We start from the raw sequence: 18236 nt of genomic DNA, 5'->3' as shown, positions 1-18236 counted from the left end.
CACGCCGAATCGCGGCGCGGTCCCAGCGCCGCCGGTCCTGCTGCTCGAGCAGGACCGGCGTGCCGTCGGGCGCGGTGCGCGCCGGGAAGCGCGCCGCGGTCAGCTCGAGCAGCGCGAGCAGGCCGTTGGCCTCGGGTTCGTTCGGCACCAAGTGGGCGAGCACCCGCGCGAGGCGCTGCGCCTCGCTCGCCAGATCGAGCCGGATCAGATCGTCACCGGAGCTGGCGGTCGACCCTTCGGTGAAGATCAGGTAGACCACGTTGAGCACCGACCCGAGCCGTTCGCGCCGTTCCTGGGCCGATGGCGCCACGAACGGCACCCTGGCCGCGGCGAGCGTCTTCTTGGCCCTGGTAATCCTCGCCTGCACGGTTGCGGTCGGCACCAGGAACGCCTTGGCGATCTCGTCGCTGGTGAGACCGCCGACCACCCGTAGGGTGAGCGCTATCCGCGCCTCCCGTGCGAGCACCGGGTGGCAGGAGATGAACATCAGCGCGAGCACGTCGTCATCGATCTGGTCCGGGTCCCAGAGCACGTCCTCGGTGGGCGCGGCGGGCGCGCCCCCGGAGGCGGCGCCGCCCTCGCCGAGTTCGTGGGCGAGCGCGGTGTACCTCTCATCGAGCGCGGAGCGCCTGCGGAACGCGTCGATCGCGCGGCGCTTGCCGACGGTGAGCAACCACCCCGCGGGATTGCGCGGCACGCCCTCGCGCGGCCAGGTCACCAGTGCCTCGGCCAGCGCCTCCTGGGCGAGGTCCTCGGCCAGCGCGAAATCGCCGGTATAGCGCGCGAGCGCGCCGACGATCCGCGCCGACTCGATCCGCCACACGGCGGCGACGGCCTCACGGCCGGTATGGTCGGCCATCGCCGGTCGGCCCGGTCAGAGCTGGCCGGTGGCTTCGCGCCACGCCCGCTCCTTCTGGATCCACTCGTTGTCCTGCGGGAACTCGTCGATCGTTGTCACCCTGCGAATTTCGGTCTTGAGGCCGGGGCCGGTCAGCGGCGCCCGCTTGGCCCACTCGATGGCCTCCTCCTTCGAGGCCACGTTGAGAATGTAGAACCCGCCGAACAACTCCTTGGTCTCGCCGTACGGGCCGTCGGTGACGACGGGCGTCTCGGAGGAGTGGTCGACGACGACACCCTCGGCGGCGTCGTCGAGGCCCTCCGCGGCCAGCAGCACACCGGCCCGGATCATCTCGTCGTTGAACCGGCCGATGGTCTCGAGCATCTTCTCGAAATCGGTGTCGGCCATGCTCGCCCATGCCTCGTCGGTCGCGCGCATGATCAGCATGTACTTCATGGTCTGTCTCCCTGTGCTGTGCGGGTCCCGCTCGGACCCTCTCGCCCATAGGTCGAACGGGGATCACGGCGGATCGACACCCGCGCCGGATTTTTTTTCGACGGTCGCGAGGCAGCATATGACGATTCAGTCGGCCTTCCTGCGCCCCACACGCAGGCGCCGCGCCCGCCAGGTGATCGTCGCCGACACCGTCCGCAACTCCCCCGACAGCAGAAACGCCTGCACCAGTCCCTCCACCTCGTCCAGCACCGCGCCGTCCGGCCCGCACACCAGGCAGTGATACCAGCACCGGCCGCGATGCAGGCCGCCCGCGCCCGGCCCGAGCAGGTCGCGGTAGATCCGCGTCGCCAGCTCGGACAGCGCCGCCGCCGTTTGCGCGGGCGTGCCGGTGTTGCTGACCCGCCACCACTGCTCGTCCAATCGGCCCGGCAGCGAGATCTCGACAACATAAGTCAGCTCCGAGCTCGGATCACCCATAGCAAGCTATGGTGCCGAGCCCAGACCGTCCTGTTCGTCAACGACGCGCCGTCCGGGGCCTGGCTCTCGGTCAGCGCCACCTCGGCGATCGATGTGACCCTTGCCACACGTGGTACATGCGCGTACCGTGCGGGTGGTACGCCGAAGTACCACGCTGGGAGATGGCGCATGAGCACAGTGCAACTGCCCGAAGGACCGTCAACGCCGCCGTTCGTCCAGAACGTCGCGATCCTCGCGGGCCGGACCCGCGCCTGGCGATATTGGCACCGGAAATACGGGGCCGCGTTCACGGTCCACGCACCACGATTCGGCCGGACCGTCGTGATCTCCGACCCCGCCGAGGTCAAAGCGCTGTTCACCGCGAGCAGCGACATCGCGGACAACTTCGAGGTCAACCTCGGCCAATTCCTCGGTCCGGGTTCGCTTTTCGCGTTGAGTGGCGCCGAGCACCGCAAACAGCGCAAGCTGCTCACCCCGCCCTTCCACGGCAGGCGGCTCGCGGTGTACGAAACGCTCGTCGAGGAGGAAACCGAACGCGAGCTGGCGACCTGGCCGTCGGGTGTCGAGTTCGCGACGATGGACTCGATGATGCGGATCACCCTGAACGTCATCCTGCGCGCGGTCTTCGGCGCCGAGGGCCGGGAGTTCGAGGAACTGCGCGCCCTGCTGCCCCGGCTGGTTCTCGTCGCCTCCGCGCTGGCCGCCGTGCCGGTGCCGCGCGGGTTCCTCGGCCGTTACGGGCCGTGGTCCCGCTTCACCGCGTACCGCGAGAACTACGACGAGATCGTCGGGCGACTCATCGCCCGCGCCGCCGCCGACCCCGATCTCGCCGACCGCGACGACGTGCTGTCGATGATGTTGCAGGCCCGCTACGACGACGGCTCCGCGATGACCCACAGCGAGATCGCCGACGAACTGCTCACCCTGCTCACCGCCGGGCACGAGACCACCGCGACCACGCTGGCCTGGACCGTGGAGCGGTTGCGCAGGCATCCGGAGGTGTTGCGGCGCTTGGTCGCCGAGGTCGACGCGGGCGGCTCGGAGTTGCGCGAGGCGACCTTGCTCGAGGTGCAGCGCGTCCGTCCCGTGGTCGACGCGACCGGACGCCAGGTGCGCGCGGAGACGATGTCATTGGGGCGCTGGACGCTCCCGAAGGGCCAGCGAGTACTGGTGAGCATCCGGTTGATGCACGACAACGAGGAGCTCTTCCCGAGGGCGCGCACCTTCGACCCGGACCGGTTCGTCGGCGTGCGGCCAGGCACCTTCACCTGGATTCCGTTCGGCGGCGGTTCGCGGCGCTGTATCGGCGCGGCCTTCGCCACGATGGAGATGAACGTCGTGCTGCGCACGCTGCTCAGGGATTTCACGCTGGAGACTACCGACGCGCCGGACGAGCGCACGCACTTCCGAGGCGTTGCGCTGGTTCCGGCCAAGAAGGGCCGCGCGGTCGTGCGCAGGCGAACGTCGCGCCCCGCCGTTTCCGCCGACGCGCGGGCCGCCGAGGTGACGGCATGATCGAGGGTCTCGTCGACGTCGGCCGCGATATCCGCCTCGCCTACCAGCGCCTCGGCGATGCGGACGGCACGCCGATCGTTCTGATCGCCGGACTCGGCCAGCAGATGCACTCGTGGCCGGACGGTCTGTGCCGTCTGCTCGTCGAACGCGGGCATCCGGTGCTCCGCTTCGACAACCGCGATGTCGGCCAGTCCACGCACTGCTCCTTCCCGCCGCCGAGTCCGATCGGCTTTTTGCGCAAGCGATGGCATCCCGCTCAGTACCGGCTCGGCGACATGGCCGCCGACACCGCCGGTCTGCTCGACGCGCTCGACATGGACGCCGCGCACCTGGTCGGCGTGTCGATGGGCGGCATGATCGCGCAGACCGTCGCCGCACGCTATCCCGAGCGGGTGGCCTCGCTGACCTCCATCATGTCCACGACGGGCGCCCCGCGCGTCGGCCGCCCCGCGCTCTCGACGTGGCGGCGGATGTTCGGCAAACCGGCGCGCACCCGCGCCGAGCACGTGGAGGCCGCGGTCCGCATGTTCCGGCACATCGGGTCGGCGGGTTACCCGTTCGACGAGGCCGCGGTGCGGGCGGCGGCGGCCCTCGCCTGGGATCGCGATCCGCGGCCCGCGGCCGGAGTCGCCCGCCAGCTCGCGGGAATCATGGCGTCCGGCGACCGGACCCGCGAACTGGGCGCGGTGACCGCGCCGACGCTGGTGCTGCACGGCGATCGCGACCTGATGGTGGCCCCGAGCGGCGGCGCCGTCACCGCGCTTGCCATCGCGGGCGCCCGCCTGCACACGCTCACCGGCATGGGCCACGACCTGCCGGAGGGCGTCTGGCCCGCGCTCGCCGACCTCGTCGACGACCACATCCGCACCGCAGCCACCAGGAGCACCGATGCCCCGAAAAGCTAGGCCACTGTCCGGCCACCCGGCGATGATCACCGGCGCCGCCTCCGGCATCGGACGCGCACTCGCCCACCATCTCTCGCACCGCGGGTCCCCGGTCGCCATCGCCGACATCGACGCGGCGGGATTGAAGGAGACCGCCGCGTCGCTTGCCGGGCCCGTCCTCACCCGGGTGCTCGACGTCACCGACGCGGCCGATCAGCGGGCCTTCGCCGACGAGGTCCGGGACTGGCTCACCGCGCCCCTGGCGGCGGTGTTCAACAACGCGGGCGTCGCGGTGTCCTCGTCGGTGCTCGACGCGGACGCCGAAGACGACGAATGGTTGCGCCGGATCAACTTCGACGGCGTGGTCAACGGCACGCGCGCTTTCCTGCCGCTGCTCGTCGAGCAGGACAGCGGCGTGATCGTCAATACGTCGAGCGTGTTCGGACTGGTCGGCATGCCGAACCAAAGCGCCTACTGCGCGGCGAAATTCGCGGTCCGCGGATTCACCGACGCACTGCGCCAGGAACTTCGGGGCACCGGTGTCTCGGCGGTGACGGTGCATCCGGGTGGCATCACCACGAATATCGCGCGAAACGCCAGGGTGCGCAGAGATCCCGAGGGGCGCGGGCGCAGCAAGGAGCAGATGGCGGCCGAATTCGAAGCGGTCACGCTGACCTCGCCCGATAAGGCGGCCGATGTCATCCGGCGCGGTGTCGAACAGGGCAAGGCTCGGATCCTCGTGGGTCCGGACGCTTACCTCTTCGACACGCTGGCCCGGGTGACGCCCACCCACTATTTCGCCGTGATCGGGCTGCTCGAACGAACGCTGCGCGCCAGGGGACGGAAGCAGGCGCGGGCATGAGCGACCATCTCGACGTGGTGATCGTCGGCGCGGGCTTGTCCGGCATCGGCGCGGCGCACCACCTACAGACCACGTTTCCCGGCCGCGCGTACCTCGTGCTCGAGGCGCGCGAGGCGATCGGCGGCACCTGGGATCTGTTCCGCTACCCGGGCGTGCGCTCGGATTCGGATATGCACACCCTCGGATACCGCTTCCGTCCGTGGACCGACGCCAAGGCCATCGCCGACGGGCCCGCGATTCTCGACTACGTGCGCGCGACCGCGACCGAAGCGGGCATCGACCGGCGAATCCGCTTCGGGCACAAGGTCGTCGACGCGTCCTGGGACAGTGGTACGGCGCGCTGGACGCTCACCGTCGAACACGACGGGGCCACGATCACCATGACGTGCTCGTATCTGTACGTCTGCGGCGGCTACTACCGCTACGACAGCGGCTTCACCCCCGAGTTCGAGGGCATCGAGGATTTCCGCGGCCGGGTCGTGCACCCGCAGCACTGGCCCGAGGATCTGGACCACGAAGGCAAGCGCGTCGTCGTGATCGGCAGCGGCGCAACGGCGGTGACGCTGGTCCCGGCCATGGCCCGCACCGCCGCGCACGTGACGATGCTGCAGCGCTCCCCCACCTACATCATGTCCGTCCCGACCGTGGACGCCGTGGCGACTCGGCTGCGTGCGCTGCTCGGCGACCGGCGCGCCTACACGATCACCCGGTGGAAGAACGTGGTCATCGGCACGCTCATCTATCAGCTCAGCCAGCGGCGGCCCGCGATGATGCGAAAATTCATTCGTGCGCAGACCGTGAAGCAGCTGCCGGCGGGCTACGAGGTGGACGTCCACTTCAAACCGACCTACGGTCCGTGGGATCAGCGGCTGTGCTTGGTGCCCGATGCCGATCTGTTCCGGGCGATCGGTGACGGCAGCGCGTCGGTCGTCACCGACCGGATCGACCGGTTCACCGAGCGCGGGCTGCTGCTGGCCTCGGGCACCGAAGTCGAGGCCGACATCGTGGTGACCGCGACGGGTCTGCAATTGCTCGCTCTCGGCGGCATCCGGCTCGCCGTCGACGGGCGGGAGGTTCCGCTGCCGCAGACCATGGCCTACAAGGGCATGATGCTCAGCGGGGTGCCGAATTTCGCGTTCACCATCGGCTACACGAACGCGTCGTGGACGTTGAAGGCCGATCTGGTCGCCGAATACGTCTGCCGACTGTTGCGGCACATGGATACACACGGTTTCGACCACTGTGTGCCCGTGCCCGACCCGGCGATCGACGCGAGACCGCTGCTGGATTTCCAGGCCGGTTATGTCCTGCGTTCGCTGGACCGGTTCCCGAAGGCGGGGTCGCGGGCGCCGTGGCGGCTCGGCATGAACTACGCCCAGGACGTGCTCACCCTGCGCCACGGCCGGATCGCGGACGGAACCATCCGGTTCGGGCGAGCGACGCCGCGCAGCGCCGACTCCGAGGTGCTGGCGGGACCCGCTGGTCACTAACCTGGTCGATGTGACCCGTGCCGAGCCCGTCCCCACCACCGCCGCCCAGCCTGCGCCGGAATCCGGATTCCGGCGCAGGCTGCTCGACGCGATGGCGGACGCGGTGCGGGAGCGCGGCTACCGCGACGCCACGGTGGCCGACGTGGTCCGTGCCGCGCGCACCTCGCGGCGGACCTTCTACGAGCACTTCGCCAGCAAGCAGGATTGCTTCATCGCGCTGCTGACCGAGCGGAACAACCAGACCATCCGCCAGATCTACGACGCCGTCGATACGGAGGCGCCGTGGCGGACACAGGTCCGCCAGGCCATCGAGGCGTGGCTCAGCGCGTCGAAGACCGACCGGACGATCACCCTCGCCTGGATTCGCGACACCCCCGCGCTCGGCGAGGACGCGCGGCAACTGCACCGCGATGCCGCGGACGCGTTCATCGCCTTGATCCAGAACCTCTCCGCGACACCGGAATTCGGCGCATCTGGCGTCCATCCCGCGACGCGGAAGACGGCCACCATCCTGTACGGCGGCTTCCGCGAACTCATCGCATCCACCGTGGAGGACGGCGAGGACATCGCCGATATCGCCGAGGTGGCCGTGGAGACCGCTATCGCCCTGCTCGGCCCGCGCTACGAACCCGAGGGCCGCGACTAGCACCGTCCGCCGCTTCTCGACGCCGTCCATCCGCGGCGCACGCTGCGCCTTTGTGCACATGCACAAGAGACGCGGCGGCGGACCTGTCGGTCTGGCGGTAGGCAGCCGCCGATTTCTCGCGTGGAATGGTCCTCGTGGCGGCCGTGACCCAGACGGCCGGTCGAACGAACGGACGCTTCGATGAGGAAGAGCCTGCTTCGGCAGCTGTTTGCGGTGTATTCGTCGGTGTGCTTGACGACGCTCGGCGCGGGTGTCGTCGCCGCGGAACCGGTGTTTCCGCCCGCGTTTCCGCCGGATCAGAATCAGTTGCCGCGACTGCCGTCGGAGCCGCAGTTGTACGACATGCTGCCGATCCTCCCGCCGGACCGCGACCCGTGGTACAACGATCCGCCGGACCTGGCCGACTACCAGCCCGGCCAGATCGTGCGTACCAGGGAGGTGCAGACCCGGCTGCTCGGCATTCCTTTCCCGGTCTACACCGAGCAGATCCTCTTCCGCACCAACGACATCCACGACAACCCGATCGTCACCGCGACGAGCGTGCTCGTCCCGGGTATTCCATGGCAAGGCAGTCCGCGCCCGGTGCTGTCGTTCCAGGAGGCGATCGACTCCACCGATTCGGCGTGCAACCCGTCCTACACATTGCAGGCCGGAACGATGAAAGAGACCGCGCTGGCGCAGTATTGGCTCGCACAGGGCTTCGCGTTGAATGTGCCCGACTTCGACGGCGAATTCAATACGTTCAACACCTACGACGAGGGCAAGATGGTCCTCGACAGCCTGCGCGCGCTGAAGAACGACCCGGCCCTCGGACTCGCCGATTCCGGCATCGCGCTGTACGGGTACTCCGGCGGCGGCTCCGGATCGCTGCGCGCCGCAGAGCTGCGCGCCGGCTACGCCCCCGACGTGCGGTTGCTCGGCACCGCCATCGGCGGCACACCCGGCGACCTGGTGGAGCTGGCCCGGTACGCGACCGTGCGACAGCCGGGACTCACCGGAACCAGCAGCTTCACGATGTGGCTGGGGCTGGCCTCGTTCGCCAAGGAATATCCGGAGGTGTTCCGGGTCGACGAACTGCTCACCCCGGAGGGGCAGGCGATCGTCGCCGATCTGCAGAACCGCTGCGTGTACACCGCCGCCCTCACCGGCGCGTACCGTCCGGTCAGCGAGTACTACCAGCCCGGCAAGTCGCTGGAGACCTCGCCGGAGATCCTGCGTGTGCTCGCCGAGAACAGCCTCGGCAAGCACGTTCCCGACACGCCGATCCTCTGGTGGCACGGTATGTGGGACGAATTGATCCCGCCCTCGGCGGTGCTGCCGACGGTCGAATCCTATTGGGAGCGCGGCGCGGATCTGCGCTTCTACACGGTGCCGATGCCCGAGCACATCGTCAACGCGGTGACCGGCTGGATTCCCGCCGTCGCCTGGACGAGCGCGCTGCTCCGGGGACTCGCGCCGGGGCCGAAGTTCAACGCGGCTTTCCAACCGCTTCCGCCGGGATTCCCCGGTAGCTGAGTTCGGGTGCCGAGCGCCACAGGAATTCGCGTCTGGTGAGTGTTCACAGTTTCACGAACACTGTTATTCGCAGAACCGGGTAGTCGACTACCTTCCCCTGCGACGGCTCGTACCGAAAGGATTCCCCGTGCCCGGACCGATCAGAATCGCCCTGGCGATCGTCACCGTATTGGCCGGTGTCGCACTCACTTTCGTCCCCAGCACCACCGCGGCGGCAGCGGGCATCGTGCGCTGGGAGGCGCGGGTGAGCGACCGCATCCTCGACATCGGCATCTCCTCCCCCAACTTGGAAGGCCCCGACTGGTCGGTCAAGGTCGTCCGCTTGCTGCTGCCGCCCGGCTGGTCCAAGGACGCGAACCGCACCTGGCCGACGGTGTGGGTACTGCACGGCGGCCTCGACGACCACAAGTCCTGGACCGACAAGGGTGATCTCGAAGCGCTCACCGCCGGCAAGAACGCCATCTTCGTGCTGCCCGAAACCAGCTGGTGCAGTGCGTATTCCGATTGGTACAACAACAACTCCTTGGGCGCGCCCGCCTGGGAGAAGTACCTCCTCGAGGACGTGCGCACCATCCTGGAGACCGGGTACAAGGCGAACACCACGCGCGCCGTGGCGGGCAACTCCATGGGCGGGCTCGGGGCCATGAAGTTCGCCGCCGAATACCAAGGCTGGTTCCGCTCCGCGGCCTCGTTCAGCGGCAATGTCGACCCGTTGCACGCCTCGGGCGCGCCCGGCGACCCCGACAAGCCGGGCCAGGGCTGCGGCGCGGACTGGAAGCGCGTCTGGGGCGACTACAACATCCCGGCCCAGCGCGAGATCTGGGAACAGAACAATCCCTACAGCCAGGCCGAGCGGCTCACCGGCAAGCCTTTGTTCGTCTCCTATGGGAACAACGGCGCCGTCGAATCGGCCGTCTACGAACAGAATTACCGCTTCGTCGACCGGCTGCAACAGCTCGGCGCCACCGTCGACGAGCGATACGTCCCCGGCCACGGCCACGACTGGGACGCGTGGCGGGCGCAGATGCAGAACGCGCTGCCGATGCTGCTGTCATCGGTCGGCGCCTGACCCGCTCCGCCGCCAGGCAATCGGATCGCTCCGGGCCGCGCCGCATCGCCACCCTGAGTGATCGACGTTCAGCACTCGGAAATCATTCCGCAGCAACGGAATGGACAGCCAACGGCCCCGGCGCCCGCCGGGGCCGTCGTTGCGTCAGGACCTACAGAGAAACGTGCTTCCCCGCGCAGGTCACATAGCTCGCAGAGGTGGGCCCATGGCGCGCCTCGTCCGACGACACGACCGCCGGGTGTGGTCGATGAATCACTCTGCGGCGCATTGTTCCGCGTCGTCCGCTGACCAGCGCACAACCGAGTCGCTCGTGCGGCCTTGCTCTCGCTCCCGGCGCGCGGCCCCGGCGACCGGTAGGGCAGACGCGATTCAGTCAACCCGGAGCACCCCTTCGACCAGGGCGTTGACCAGCGTGGAAGCCGTGGTGATGTTCGATTGCCGACCCGCGAGAAGGTCGGCGTACAACACGGATTCACTGAGCCGGACCACCGCGAACGCGAGCGTGCTCAGCTCCACCGACGGCCGCAGGCCGCCTTCCCGCACATCGCGTTCCAGCAAATCCGTGAGGGCGGCGATCATCCGCGGTTGCACCGCACCCTCCGGATCCGTCAACGCACGGATCGCCGCGATCGGCTCGTCGTCGAGCAGCTTCTGAAAACCGGTGTCGCGTCCTGTCCGCGCCGCGTGATCGGTCGCGATCCACATGCTGCGCAGCGCTCCGTCCTTGCCGCGCACGGCGTCTCCGTTCGCACGGTGCCAGCGGCCGATGGAGGACTCCAGGCTGCGCTCGTTCAACCACCACAGCGCCTCGCTGAGCAGCTGCTCGCGGTTGCCGACACGCCGGAACAACGTCACTCGCGAGATGTGCAGTTCGGCCGCGAGCACACCGAGATCGAGGCGTTTGCCCTCCTCGATCGCGGTCGCCGCGTACCGAATGATGTCGTCGCGTCCCACCGGCATAGCTCCTACCGTAAGCGCATCGCACCCGCCCGCCGGAATCCGCACGCCGTTGGTCCGTCGAGGCGAGTCGCGGAGGGTGCGACGCGGCGCGGCGCACCCTCCCGCGTTCGTGCGCATACGGTCAGCAATTGCCTTGGGCGGGCCTGCCTTCCAGCCGATCGGCGAGCCAGTCCATCGCGGGCCCGCCGCCCGCGATGGCGGCCGGTCCGTGCCCGGCCAGCGGGTAGGTCTGCCACTGGACGGAGGCGCCGAGCGCGCACCAGTCGGACCGGAGCCGCTCACCGAGGCCGTAGGCCACGACCTCGTCGGTGGTGCCGTGGTAGAGGTACGCCGGGGCGCCGGGTGCCTTGGTCCCGAGGCGGTCCTCCCCGAGGCGCCGTTGCCATTCCGGCGCATCGATCGGATTGCGCGCGAAGAGGTCCGCACGTGTCTTCCCCTGGCCGGCGACGACGTTCTCCAGCACGCAGCCGCCGCGCACCTTCTGGACGAGCGCGCGCCCATCCGCCGTCAGGTACGAATCCAGCTTCAGTTCGGGGTAGGCGGCGTCGTGCCCGATGGCGATCATCATCGACAGTCCGACATTGCCTCCTTCCTGTCCCTTCTTGTCGAGTGCGTCCTTCAGGACATCGGCGGGCACCCCACCGCTGGCGACGCCCTTGACCTGCAGTTCGGGCGCGTATTCACGGGCCAGCTCACCGGCCCACGCACTGGCATGACCGCCCTGGGAGTAGCCCATGATGCCCACCGGCGAGCCGGTCGTGATGCCCTCGCTCTGCGCCTCGGGCAGCCGCTGCGCGGCGCGGGCCGCGTCCAGCACCGCGTTTCCCTCGGCGCGGCCGACGAGGTAGGTGTGATCGCCGGGCGTGCCGAGACCCGGGTAGTCGGTGATGACGACGGCCCAGCCGCGCTCGAGCGCTTGGACGATCGCGGGCGCCTCGAGGGTGGCGCCCCTGGCGAGGGTGGCCGACGGCGCGCACTGGTCGCCTATCCCGACGGTGCCCACCGCGTAGGTGATCAGCGGACGGGTTCCGGTCCGACCGTCCTCGGGCACGATGACGGTGCCGGAGACGACGTCGGGCCTGCCGGTTGCGTCGGTCGAGTGGTAGAAGATCTTCCACGCTCGCGTCGGGGTGGGAAGCGCCGGCAGCACACGGAAGGTGTACGGCTCGACGCCGGCCAGGTCACCAGGACGCCCGGCGCCGGCGCCCTCCTCACCCGCCGACGGGCCCGCACCGGTGACGTGCGCGAGAGCGCCGACCAGCACGACGACCGCCAACGCGGCGAATCGGTTGCGGCGATGGAGCTTTCGCCTGCTTCGTTTCATGGTTCTCCTCGAGATCACGGCTCACGCCGATGGTGGGCGTCGCGTGGGGGAAGGCGGTGCCGACCCGTCCGGCGCGAGGCGCCCTGACCTCGTCATGAAACACCTGGGCGAACTGTTTCACAATACTTGTACATCTCGGAGAGCGGGCGTATAAACCACCGACACAGCCGCACATCTCACCGCGGACGTGACTCACGACATACTTGACGTCGATGTCAGATTCAGGTAATTTCGGGCGCCGGACTCCGCGATCGGAGCGCTTCCGGCATGCCCTGGCCCACCGATTCCCCCCAGACGCCAGAGGCCGAGCAGTACCGCAGAAAGAAGAAGACCAATCGACCGAGAAAAACAGCGGCGCAGAGCGATTCTCGTCGACTTCGCCGGCGTCATGACGACGAGCGTTCTCGCCGGATTCCGCGCTTTCGGAGCCAAGATCGGCGTCGACCCGGGTCTCCCGATCCGCCTGTTCACCCTCGATCCGCGCGTCCGCACCGCGCGTGCCGAACTCGAATCCGGCGTGCGGGCCGACGAAGAGTTCGAGGCCGTGCTGGCCGCCGCGTTGACCGAGCACGGTGGCGGCGGCGTCGAGCCCGAGGGCTTGCTGCGGCGCATCCGGTCCGAGCTGGAGCCCGACCGGGAGATGATCGCGCTGATCGCGGGTCTGAAGGCCGCGGGCCACCCGGTCGCGCTGGTATCCAACTCGCTCGCCCTCGGGCGCTACGACGACGTCGACCTCACCGAGCTGGTCGATGCTTCCGTCGTCTCGGCGGAGGTCGGCGCGCGCAAACCGTCGCGGGCGTTCTACGAGATGGCCTGCGAGCGGCTCGAGATCGAACCGCACGAGGCGGTCATGATCGATGACCTGCCGCACAACATCGAAGGCGCCAAGCGCGTGGGGATCGAGGGCATCGTGCACGGCAGTGCAGGCACGACCGCCGAGGAACTCGCCACGCGCTTCGGCGTCTTCCCGCTTTTGCCGCCGACGCCGCCCGCGACGGACTGGTTCTGGCGGCGTCGGCGCTCCTACCGTTAGTTCGCCCGCACGACACCGGGATTCGAGACGACGACAGCGAGTTCGTCGGCCGCGTAACGGGCGCGCAGTACCTTCTTGTCGAACTTGCCGACGCTGGTCTTGGGCACCTCGGGCAGGAATGTCCAGCGTTCCGGCACTTGCCATTTCGCCACCTTGCCCACCAGGAACGCGCGCAGCGCCTCCGCGTCGGCCTCGGCCCCGGCGCGCAACGTGGCGGCGACGACGGGGCGCTCGTCCCACTTCTCGTCGGGGACCCCGAACACCGCCGCCTCGACGACATCGGGATGCGCCATGATCGCGTTCTCCAGTTCCACCGACGAGATCCATTCGCCGCCGGACTTGATGATGTCCTTGGCCCGATCCACCAGGGTCAGGTAGCCGTCGGGGGTGATGGTGCCGACGTCGCCGGTGCGCAGCCAGCCGTCGCGGAACGCGCCGGAGCCGACCGCGCCCGCGTCCGGCGAGTAGTAGGAGGCGGTGATCCAAGGGCCGCGAACCTCCAATTCGCCCACCGCTTTTCCGTCGTGCGGCAGCTCAGCGCCGTCGTCGCCGACGAGCCGTGCCTGCACCGGAGCGGGAAAGCGGCCCTGTGTGATCCGGTAGGCGTAGGCCGTCTCGCCCTCGGCGTCATGGGGCGGCCACGCGACGCAGCCGAGCGGCGAGGTCTCGGTCATGCCCCAGGCCTGAACGATGCGCACTCCGTGGCGGTCCTCGAAGGCCCGCATCAGCTGGGGCGGCACGGCCGAGCCGCCGACCACGACCGCCCGCAGATGACCGAGGTCCTGCGGGGCGGCGTCGACCGCGGCGAGCACGCCGTTCCACACGGTCGGCACTGCGGCGGCGAAACTGGGGCGCTCGGCCGCCATGAGCTCGAGCAGCGGCGACGGCTGCAGGAATCGGTCGGGCATCACCAGCGAGGCGCCCACCATCAGCGCCGCGTAGGGCAGGCCCCAGGCGTTGGCGTGGAACATGGGCACGATCGCCAGCACCCGGTCCCCCGATTTGATGCCCATGCCATCGGCGGTGCACGCGTGCATGGAGTGCAACCAATTCGATCGGTGCGAGTAGACGACGCCCTTCGGGTCTCCGGTGGTGCCGGAGGTGTAGCACATCGCTGCGGCGGACCGCTCGTCGAGCACGGGGAAGTCGAACGTAGCCGGATACGCGGCGAGCAGAGTGTCGAGTTCGTGCACCGCGACGCCTTCGGGTGCGGGCAGCGCCGACGCGTCACCGTTGGCGACGATGACGTGGCGGACGGTGCGCAGCCGCGGCAGCACCTCCGCGAAGGCGGGCGTGAGCGATCCGTCGACGATCACCACCTGGTCGGCCGCGTGGTCGGCCACGTAGGTGATCTGGTCCGGGAAAAGACGAATGTTGAGGGTGTGCAGCACCGCGCCCATGGCGGGCACGGCGCAGTAGGCGACGAGGTGCTCGTTGTTGTTCCACATGAACGTGCCCACCCGGTCGCCGCGGCCGATGCCGAGCGCCGTCAGCGCGTGGGCGAGCTGGGCCGCGCGCTCGCCGAGTTCGCGGTAGGTCATGACGCGCGACTCGCTGCCGGTCCAGGTGCGGACGGTGGCATCGGCGTGCACGGTGGTGGCGTAGCGCAGCAGAGTCGCCAGGGAAAGCGGTTCGTCCTGCATGGTGCTCGGCATCGGCAGGTCGTAGTCGTGGTAGGTCATCGGGTACTGGTCTTTCTCGGAGAATGCCGGCCGACGGGCGCGCCGGTGAGCCCGGGCCGACGAAGCAGGCCCGGGCTCAGCGGTGTGGTCAGCCGCGCAGCGCGGAAGCGAAGATCGACGGCAGGGCGGCGACGCGTGGGTTCTTCGCGAAATCGGTCAGACGCCGCAGGGTCGTGGCGCCGGTGCGGTTGGTGACGAACCACGGCGGCTTCGGCGACAGGCTGAACTCGCCGTGCAGCAGCGACCGCGGGGCGGGTCGGAACGGACCGCGGACCACGGTTCGCTCCGGTTCGGCGATCAGCAAGGCGTTGTGCACGACGCCGATGCCGCTCTGGACGTCGGCCAGGGTGTGTCCGGGGAAGGCGCCCCACGACGCACGGGCGGTGAGGTAGCCGAGACCGGTCCAGGCGTTGATGGCGATGGTGCCGTAGCGCAGATCGGTCACGGCCTTGTCGAACCGCTCGCCCAACCGCTCGAGGCTGGCGGGGTGGGCGATGATGTTCGCGCCGAGCGTGCCCTCGAATTCGTCGTTGCACACCTGCACCGCCCGCGCCAGGAACGCGGCCGGGTCGCCGGGCAGTTCGATGACGCCGAGCACCGGGGCGAAGTATTCGGTGTGCAGCGCGGGTTCGCGCCGATCCGGCGACAGGCCCTCGATGAACGTGCGTGCGCCGATCGCCTGCGCCTGCGGATAGGTCCGGCGCGCGGACGCGACGCGGTCCGCCGATCCCGGGTAATAGTCCGGCCGTTGCGGCGCACGCCCGAGCGCCGCGCGCAGTTCGTCGAGGAACTGTTCCTTCTGCGGCCAGTCCGCGGAGATCACCGCGACCTGCGCGGCGACGCAGTTGTACCCGTTGTTGTGCAGTCGCTGCGTGGCCAGGTGCTCGGCCTGGAAACGCAGGTCCGCCTTCGACCAGCGGCCCGGCACCACGATGGTGGGCGAGACGCCGCCGAGCTCACTGGTGATGGGCTTGTTCAGCTGGGGCGTGCCCGCCGCCTTGTTCCGTTCACCCTCGGCGCCGGTGCCGAAGACGATGGCGTCGTGGGTGAGCGCACTGCCGGTCATGTGCACCGCGTTCACATCTGGGTGGTGCACCAACGCCGAGCCCACGTCGGCGCCGCCGGTGACCACCCGGACGAAACCGCTCTCGATCGCCGGGGCGAAGATCTTCTCCAGCACCGGCAGCAGCGGATCGGTGATCGGGTTGAGCTTCAGCACCACCACCCGGTTGTCCGCGTAGAGCTGGTACAGCACGTCCAGCGGGGCGATCGAGAAGATGTTGCCCGCGCCGAGCACGACGCCGATGCCGCCGGTACCCGTCGGCGTGCGCTGGCCCAGACCGGCGCGAGCACGCACCGTTTCGGCGTCGACGCCGGGCCGCGACCAGACTTCGGCGCTGAAACCATTGAGCAGCAACGCGTCGAAGATGCCGTGCGGGAACACCTCGACGGCGGTGCGGCCGCCGGGCGCGGGGCGGATCGGGTATCCGTCGACCGGACTGCGCCCTTCCTCCAGCGCCAGGAGCGATTCGGCGAGCGCCGCGGCCCCGGTCAGCAGGGAGTACGGTCCGGTGACCCATTCCTCACCCAGCAGAGGCGAGTCGAGCGGCAGCTTCTTGATGCCCGCGGCGGTCTCGACCCACTCCTGCGCGTACCGCGCGGTATTGGCGTGGATCTGGTCGAGCAGCTGCCTACGAGAGGACAGCGAGGTTCGCGCCCACTCGATCTCACCGCGCCGTAGCGCGGCGACGGCGGCCTCGACGGTTGCCGTCACGGTGGTGGTCATTACTTGTTTCCTTCCGAATCGGCGTCCTCGCGGATCATGTCGGCGGCCTTCTCGCCGATCATGATCGTGGGCGCGTTGGTGTTGCCACGGACGACCGACGGCATGACCGAGGCGTCGACCACGCGCAGACCGCGCAAGCCGAGCACGCGCAGGCGCGGGTCGACGACGGCGCCGATGGCGCAGGTCGAGGTCGGGTGGTAGAGCGTCTGCCCGGTGCGGGCCGCGAAATCGAGCAGCTCGGCGTCGGAATCACCGGCGGGAGTGGCGAATTCGCCGGTGGTGAGCTCACGCAGTGCGGGCTGATCGGCGATCTCGAGCGCGCTGCGCAGACCGGCGATCACGCTCTGCCGGTCGGCTTCGGTGCCGAGGTAGTTGTGCCGGATCCGCGGCGCCGTGCCAGGCGCCGCGGAACGCAGGGTGAGTTCGCCGCGGCTGGTCGGATTCACCAGGCAGGGGCCGAACGCGTACCCGTGCTCGGTCGCGGCGCCGAGACCTTCGCCGTGGAAGAGCACCGGCGCCATGTGGAACTGGATGTCCGGACCGGCGAGACCGGCGCGGGTCTCGATGAATCCGCCCGCCTCGCCGACGTTGGAGGTCAGCGGCCCGCGACCCGCTTCCTGCAGCAGACCGAGGTTCTCCGGGGTGAGCGCGGTCATCAGCGACTCGCGATCGGTGCGGTAGTTGAGGAACACCGACAGGTGGTCCTGCATGTTCTGCCCTACCGGCAGATCGCGGACCGTCTCGATGCCGAAGGCCGCCAGCTGTTCGGCCGGGCCGACGCCCGACAGCAGCAGCAAATGCGCCGATCCATAGGCGCCCGCGGCCAGCACCACCTCGCGGTCGGCGCGAATCTCTTCCGTGCTTCCGTTACGGCCGATGACCACGCCGGTCGCGCGGCCGTTCTCGAATACCACCCGGTGCGCGAGCGCGTCGGTGATCACGGTCAGGTTGGGACGCGACGCGGCCGGGTGCAGATAGCCGACGGCGGCGCTGCATCGCATGCCGTTGCGCTGGGTCACCTGGTAGCGGCCGACGCCGAGCTGCGTGGCGCCGTTGAAGTCGTCGTTGCGCGTGTGGCCCGCCTGTTCGGCGGCGAGCAGGAACGCCTCGCCCAGCGGATGCTCCGATCGGCTCTCGCTCACCGACAACGGTCCGCCGACGCCGTGGTAGGCGTCCTTGCCTCGTTCGTTGTCCTCCGCCTTCAGGAAGTACGGGAGGACCTCGTCGTAACTCCATCCGTCGGCGCCGCCCGCGGCCCAGCCGTCGTAGTCGGCACGCGCCCCGCGGATGTAGATCATCGCGTTCATCGAGCTCGACCCGCCGAGCACGCGCCCGCGCGGCAGGTAGGCGCGGCGCAGACCGAGACCGGGTTCGGGCTCGGTGTCGTAATCCCAGTCGAGTGGGCTCTTGAACAGCGAAGGGAAGCCGACCGGCAGGTGGATCTCCTCGGCGGTATCCTGCGGACCGGCCTCGATCACGGCCACCCGCACCCGCGGGTCCTCGGACAATCGATTGGCCAGCACGGATCCGGCGGATCCCGCGCCTACGACGACGTAGTCGTACACGGTCGGCACCTCTCTCGATAGCATCATCGGACCGGGGCGCTATGACCCCGGTCACTGTCGCAGTCGATAGTGCGGGCCGGAGGCAGCCGCCCACCATGTGCGCGAGTTTGCCGATCCCGTCCACCCGACTGTGC

16 protein-coding genes are annotated in these 18236 nt (G+C 69.3%); 8 read left to right on the top strand and 8 right to left on the bottom strand.

Annotated elements, in window-relative coordinates; genetic code table 11:
- The 3 genes from NX1_RS24540 to NX1_RS24530 all read right to left on the bottom strand — a co-directional run.
- The coding region (locus tag NX1_RS24540) for an RNA polymerase sigma factor (RefSeq protein WP_068063807.1) at nt 1–859 on the bottom strand (859 nt) is incomplete at its 3' end.
- 15 nt (nt 860–874) lie between these two features.
- The gene (locus NX1_RS24535) at nt 875–1294 is read right to left on the bottom strand and encodes a YciI family protein (protein WP_068063805.1); all 420 of its coding nucleotides are present in this window, start codon (nt 1292–1294) and stop codon (nt 875–877) included.
- 126 nt (nt 1295–1420) lie between these two features.
- On the bottom strand, nt 1421–1771 hold the full coding sequence (locus NX1_RS24530; protein WP_068063802.1) for a hypothetical protein: 351 nt from the start codon (nt 1769–1771) through the stop codon (nt 1421–1423).
- A gap of 168 nt (nt 1772–1939) precedes the next feature.
- Between NX1_RS24530 and NX1_RS24525 the strand changes: the two genes are divergently transcribed.
- The 7 genes from NX1_RS24525 to NX1_RS24495 all read left to right on the top strand — a co-directional run bounded on the left by NX1_RS24525 (nt 1940) and on the right by NX1_RS24495 (nt 9752).
- A complete protein-coding gene (locus NX1_RS24525) occupies nt 1940–3286 on the top strand; it encodes a cytochrome P450 (protein WP_068063799.1) in 1347 nt (448 codons plus the stop codon).
- On the top strand, nt 3283–4191 hold the full coding sequence (locus NX1_RS24520) for an alpha/beta fold hydrolase (RefSeq protein WP_068063796.1): 909 nt from the start codon (nt 3283–3285) through the stop codon (nt 4189–4191). The genes NX1_RS24525 and NX1_RS24520 overlap by 4 nt, the downstream gene beginning before the upstream one ends.
- Nucleotides 4175–5032 carry an SDR family NAD(P)-dependent oxidoreductase gene (locus NX1_RS24515; protein ID WP_068063794.1) on the top strand — a complete coding sequence of 286 codons (858 nt, stop codon included), beginning with the start codon at nt 4175–4177 and terminating at the stop codon, nt 5030–5032. Before NX1_RS24520 ends, NX1_RS24515 begins: the two co-directional genes overlap by 17 nt.
- Entirely contained in the window at nt 5029–6522 is a 1494-nt protein-coding gene (locus NX1_RS24510; protein ID WP_068063792.1) for a flavin-containing monooxygenase, read from the top strand. Before NX1_RS24515 ends, NX1_RS24510 begins: the two co-directional genes overlap by 4 nt.
- Nucleotides 6523–6532: 10 nt before the next feature.
- Nucleotides 6533–7168: a TetR/AcrR family transcriptional regulator gene (locus NX1_RS24505; RefSeq protein ID WP_245668662.1), complete on the top strand. Its 636-nt coding sequence runs from the start codon at nt 6533–6535 to the stop codon at nt 7166–7168.
- 180 nt (nt 7169–7348) lie between these two features.
- Nucleotides 7349–8683: a lipase family protein gene (locus NX1_RS24500; RefSeq protein WP_068063789.1), complete on the top strand. Its 1335-nt coding sequence runs from the start codon at nt 7349–7351 to the stop codon at nt 8681–8683.
- A 127-nt stretch (nt 8684–8810) separates the two neighbouring features.
- Nucleotides 8811–9752: an alpha/beta hydrolase gene (locus NX1_RS24495; protein WP_068063786.1), complete on the top strand. Its 942-nt coding sequence runs from the start codon at nt 8811–8813 to the stop codon at nt 9750–9752.
- Between the two features lie 369 nt (nt 9753–10121).
- Here NX1_RS24495 and NX1_RS24490 read toward each other — a convergent pair whose 3' ends face one another.
- Entirely contained in the window at nt 10122–10712 is a 591-nt protein-coding gene (locus NX1_RS24490; protein ID WP_068063782.1) for a QsdR family transcriptional regulator, read from the bottom strand.
- Between the two features lie 121 nt (nt 10713–10833).
- Nucleotides 10834–12036, bottom strand: a complete 1203-nt coding sequence (locus NX1_RS24485) for a lipase family protein (protein WP_068063777.1) — start codon at nt 12034–12036, stop codon at nt 10834–10836.
- 283 nt (nt 12037–12319) lie between these two features.
- On the opposite strand from NX1_RS24485, the gene NX1_RS24480 reads away from it, so the two are divergent.
- Nucleotides 12320–13069, top strand: a complete 750-nt coding sequence (locus NX1_RS24480) for an HAD-IA family hydrolase (protein ID WP_373864909.1) — start codon at nt 12320–12322, stop codon at nt 13067–13069.
- Here the strand turns inward: NX1_RS24480 and NX1_RS24475 are convergent.
- The 3 genes from NX1_RS24475 to NX1_RS24465 all read right to left on the bottom strand — a co-directional run bounded on the left by NX1_RS24475 (nt 13066) and on the right by NX1_RS24465 (nt 18102).
- Complete coding sequence (locus NX1_RS24475) at nt 13066–14724, bottom strand: long-chain fatty acid--CoA ligase (protein WP_068063832.1); 1659 nt, start codon at nt 14722–14724, stop codon at nt 13066–13068. The genes NX1_RS24480 and NX1_RS24475 overlap by 4 nt on opposite strands.
- 115 nt (nt 14725–14839) lie before the next feature.
- Entirely contained in the window at nt 14840–16537 is a 1698-nt protein-coding gene (locus NX1_RS24470; RefSeq protein WP_068063770.1) for an aldehyde dehydrogenase family protein, read from the bottom strand.
- Nucleotides 16537–18102, bottom strand: coding sequence for a GMC family oxidoreductase (locus tag NX1_RS24465; protein ID WP_245668661.1), 1566 nt, complete (start codon nt 18100–18102; stop codon nt 16537–16539). Before NX1_RS24465 ends, NX1_RS24470 begins: the two co-directional genes overlap by 1 nt.
- Nucleotides 18103–18236 lie beyond the last annotated feature (134 nt).

Origin of the sequence: Nocardia xishanensis NBRC 101358 (assembly GCF_001613365.1) — a bacterium.
GTDB classification, from domain to species: domain Bacteria; phylum Actinomycetota; class Actinomycetes; order Mycobacteriales; family Mycobacteriaceae; genus Nocardia; species Nocardia xishanensis.
The sequence above is the reverse complement of the archived record's forward strand: the minus strand, read 5'-3'. Positions and strand labels throughout refer to the sequence as shown.

Coding starts and splice junctions, on each gene's coding strand:
- NX1_RS24535 (WP_068063805.1), bottom strand. CDS start 1,294: ATGAAGTACATGCTGATCATGCGCGCGACCGACGAGGCATGGGCGAGC.
- NX1_RS24485 (WP_068063777.1), bottom strand. CDS start 12,036: ATGAAACGAAGCAGGCGAAAGCTCCATCGCCGCAACCGATTCGCCGCG.
- NX1_RS24520 (WP_068063796.1), top strand. CDS start 3,283: ATGATCGAGGGTCTCGTCGACGTCGGCCGCGATATCCGCCTCGCCTAC.
- NX1_RS24500 (WP_068063789.1), top strand. CDS start 7,349: ATGAGGAAGAGCCTGCTTCGGCAGCTGTTTGCGGTGTATTCGTCGGTG.
- NX1_RS24525 (WP_068063799.1), top strand. CDS start 1,940: ATGAGCACAGTGCAACTGCCCGAAGGACCGTCAACGCCGCCGTTCGTC.
- NX1_RS24510 (WP_068063792.1), top strand. CDS start 5,029: ATGAGCGACCATCTCGACGTGGTGATCGTCGGCGCGGGCTTGTCCGGC.
- NX1_RS24475 (WP_068063832.1), bottom strand. CDS start 14,724: ATGCCGAGCACCATGCAGGACGAACCGCTTTCCCTGGCGACTCTGCTG.
- NX1_RS24470 (WP_068063770.1), bottom strand. CDS start 16,537: ATGACCACCACCGTGACGGCAACCGTCGAGGCCGCCGTCGCCGCGCTA.
- NX1_RS24490 (WP_068063782.1), bottom strand. CDS start 10,712: ATGCCGGTGGGACGCGACGACATCATTCGGTACGCGGCGACCGCGATC.
- NX1_RS24515 (WP_068063794.1), top strand. CDS start 4,175: ATGCCCCGAAAAGCTAGGCCACTGTCCGGCCACCCGGCGATGATCACC.
- NX1_RS24530 (WP_068063802.1), bottom strand. CDS start 1,771: ATGGGTGATCCGAGCTCGGAGCTGACTTATGTTGTCGAGATCTCGCTG.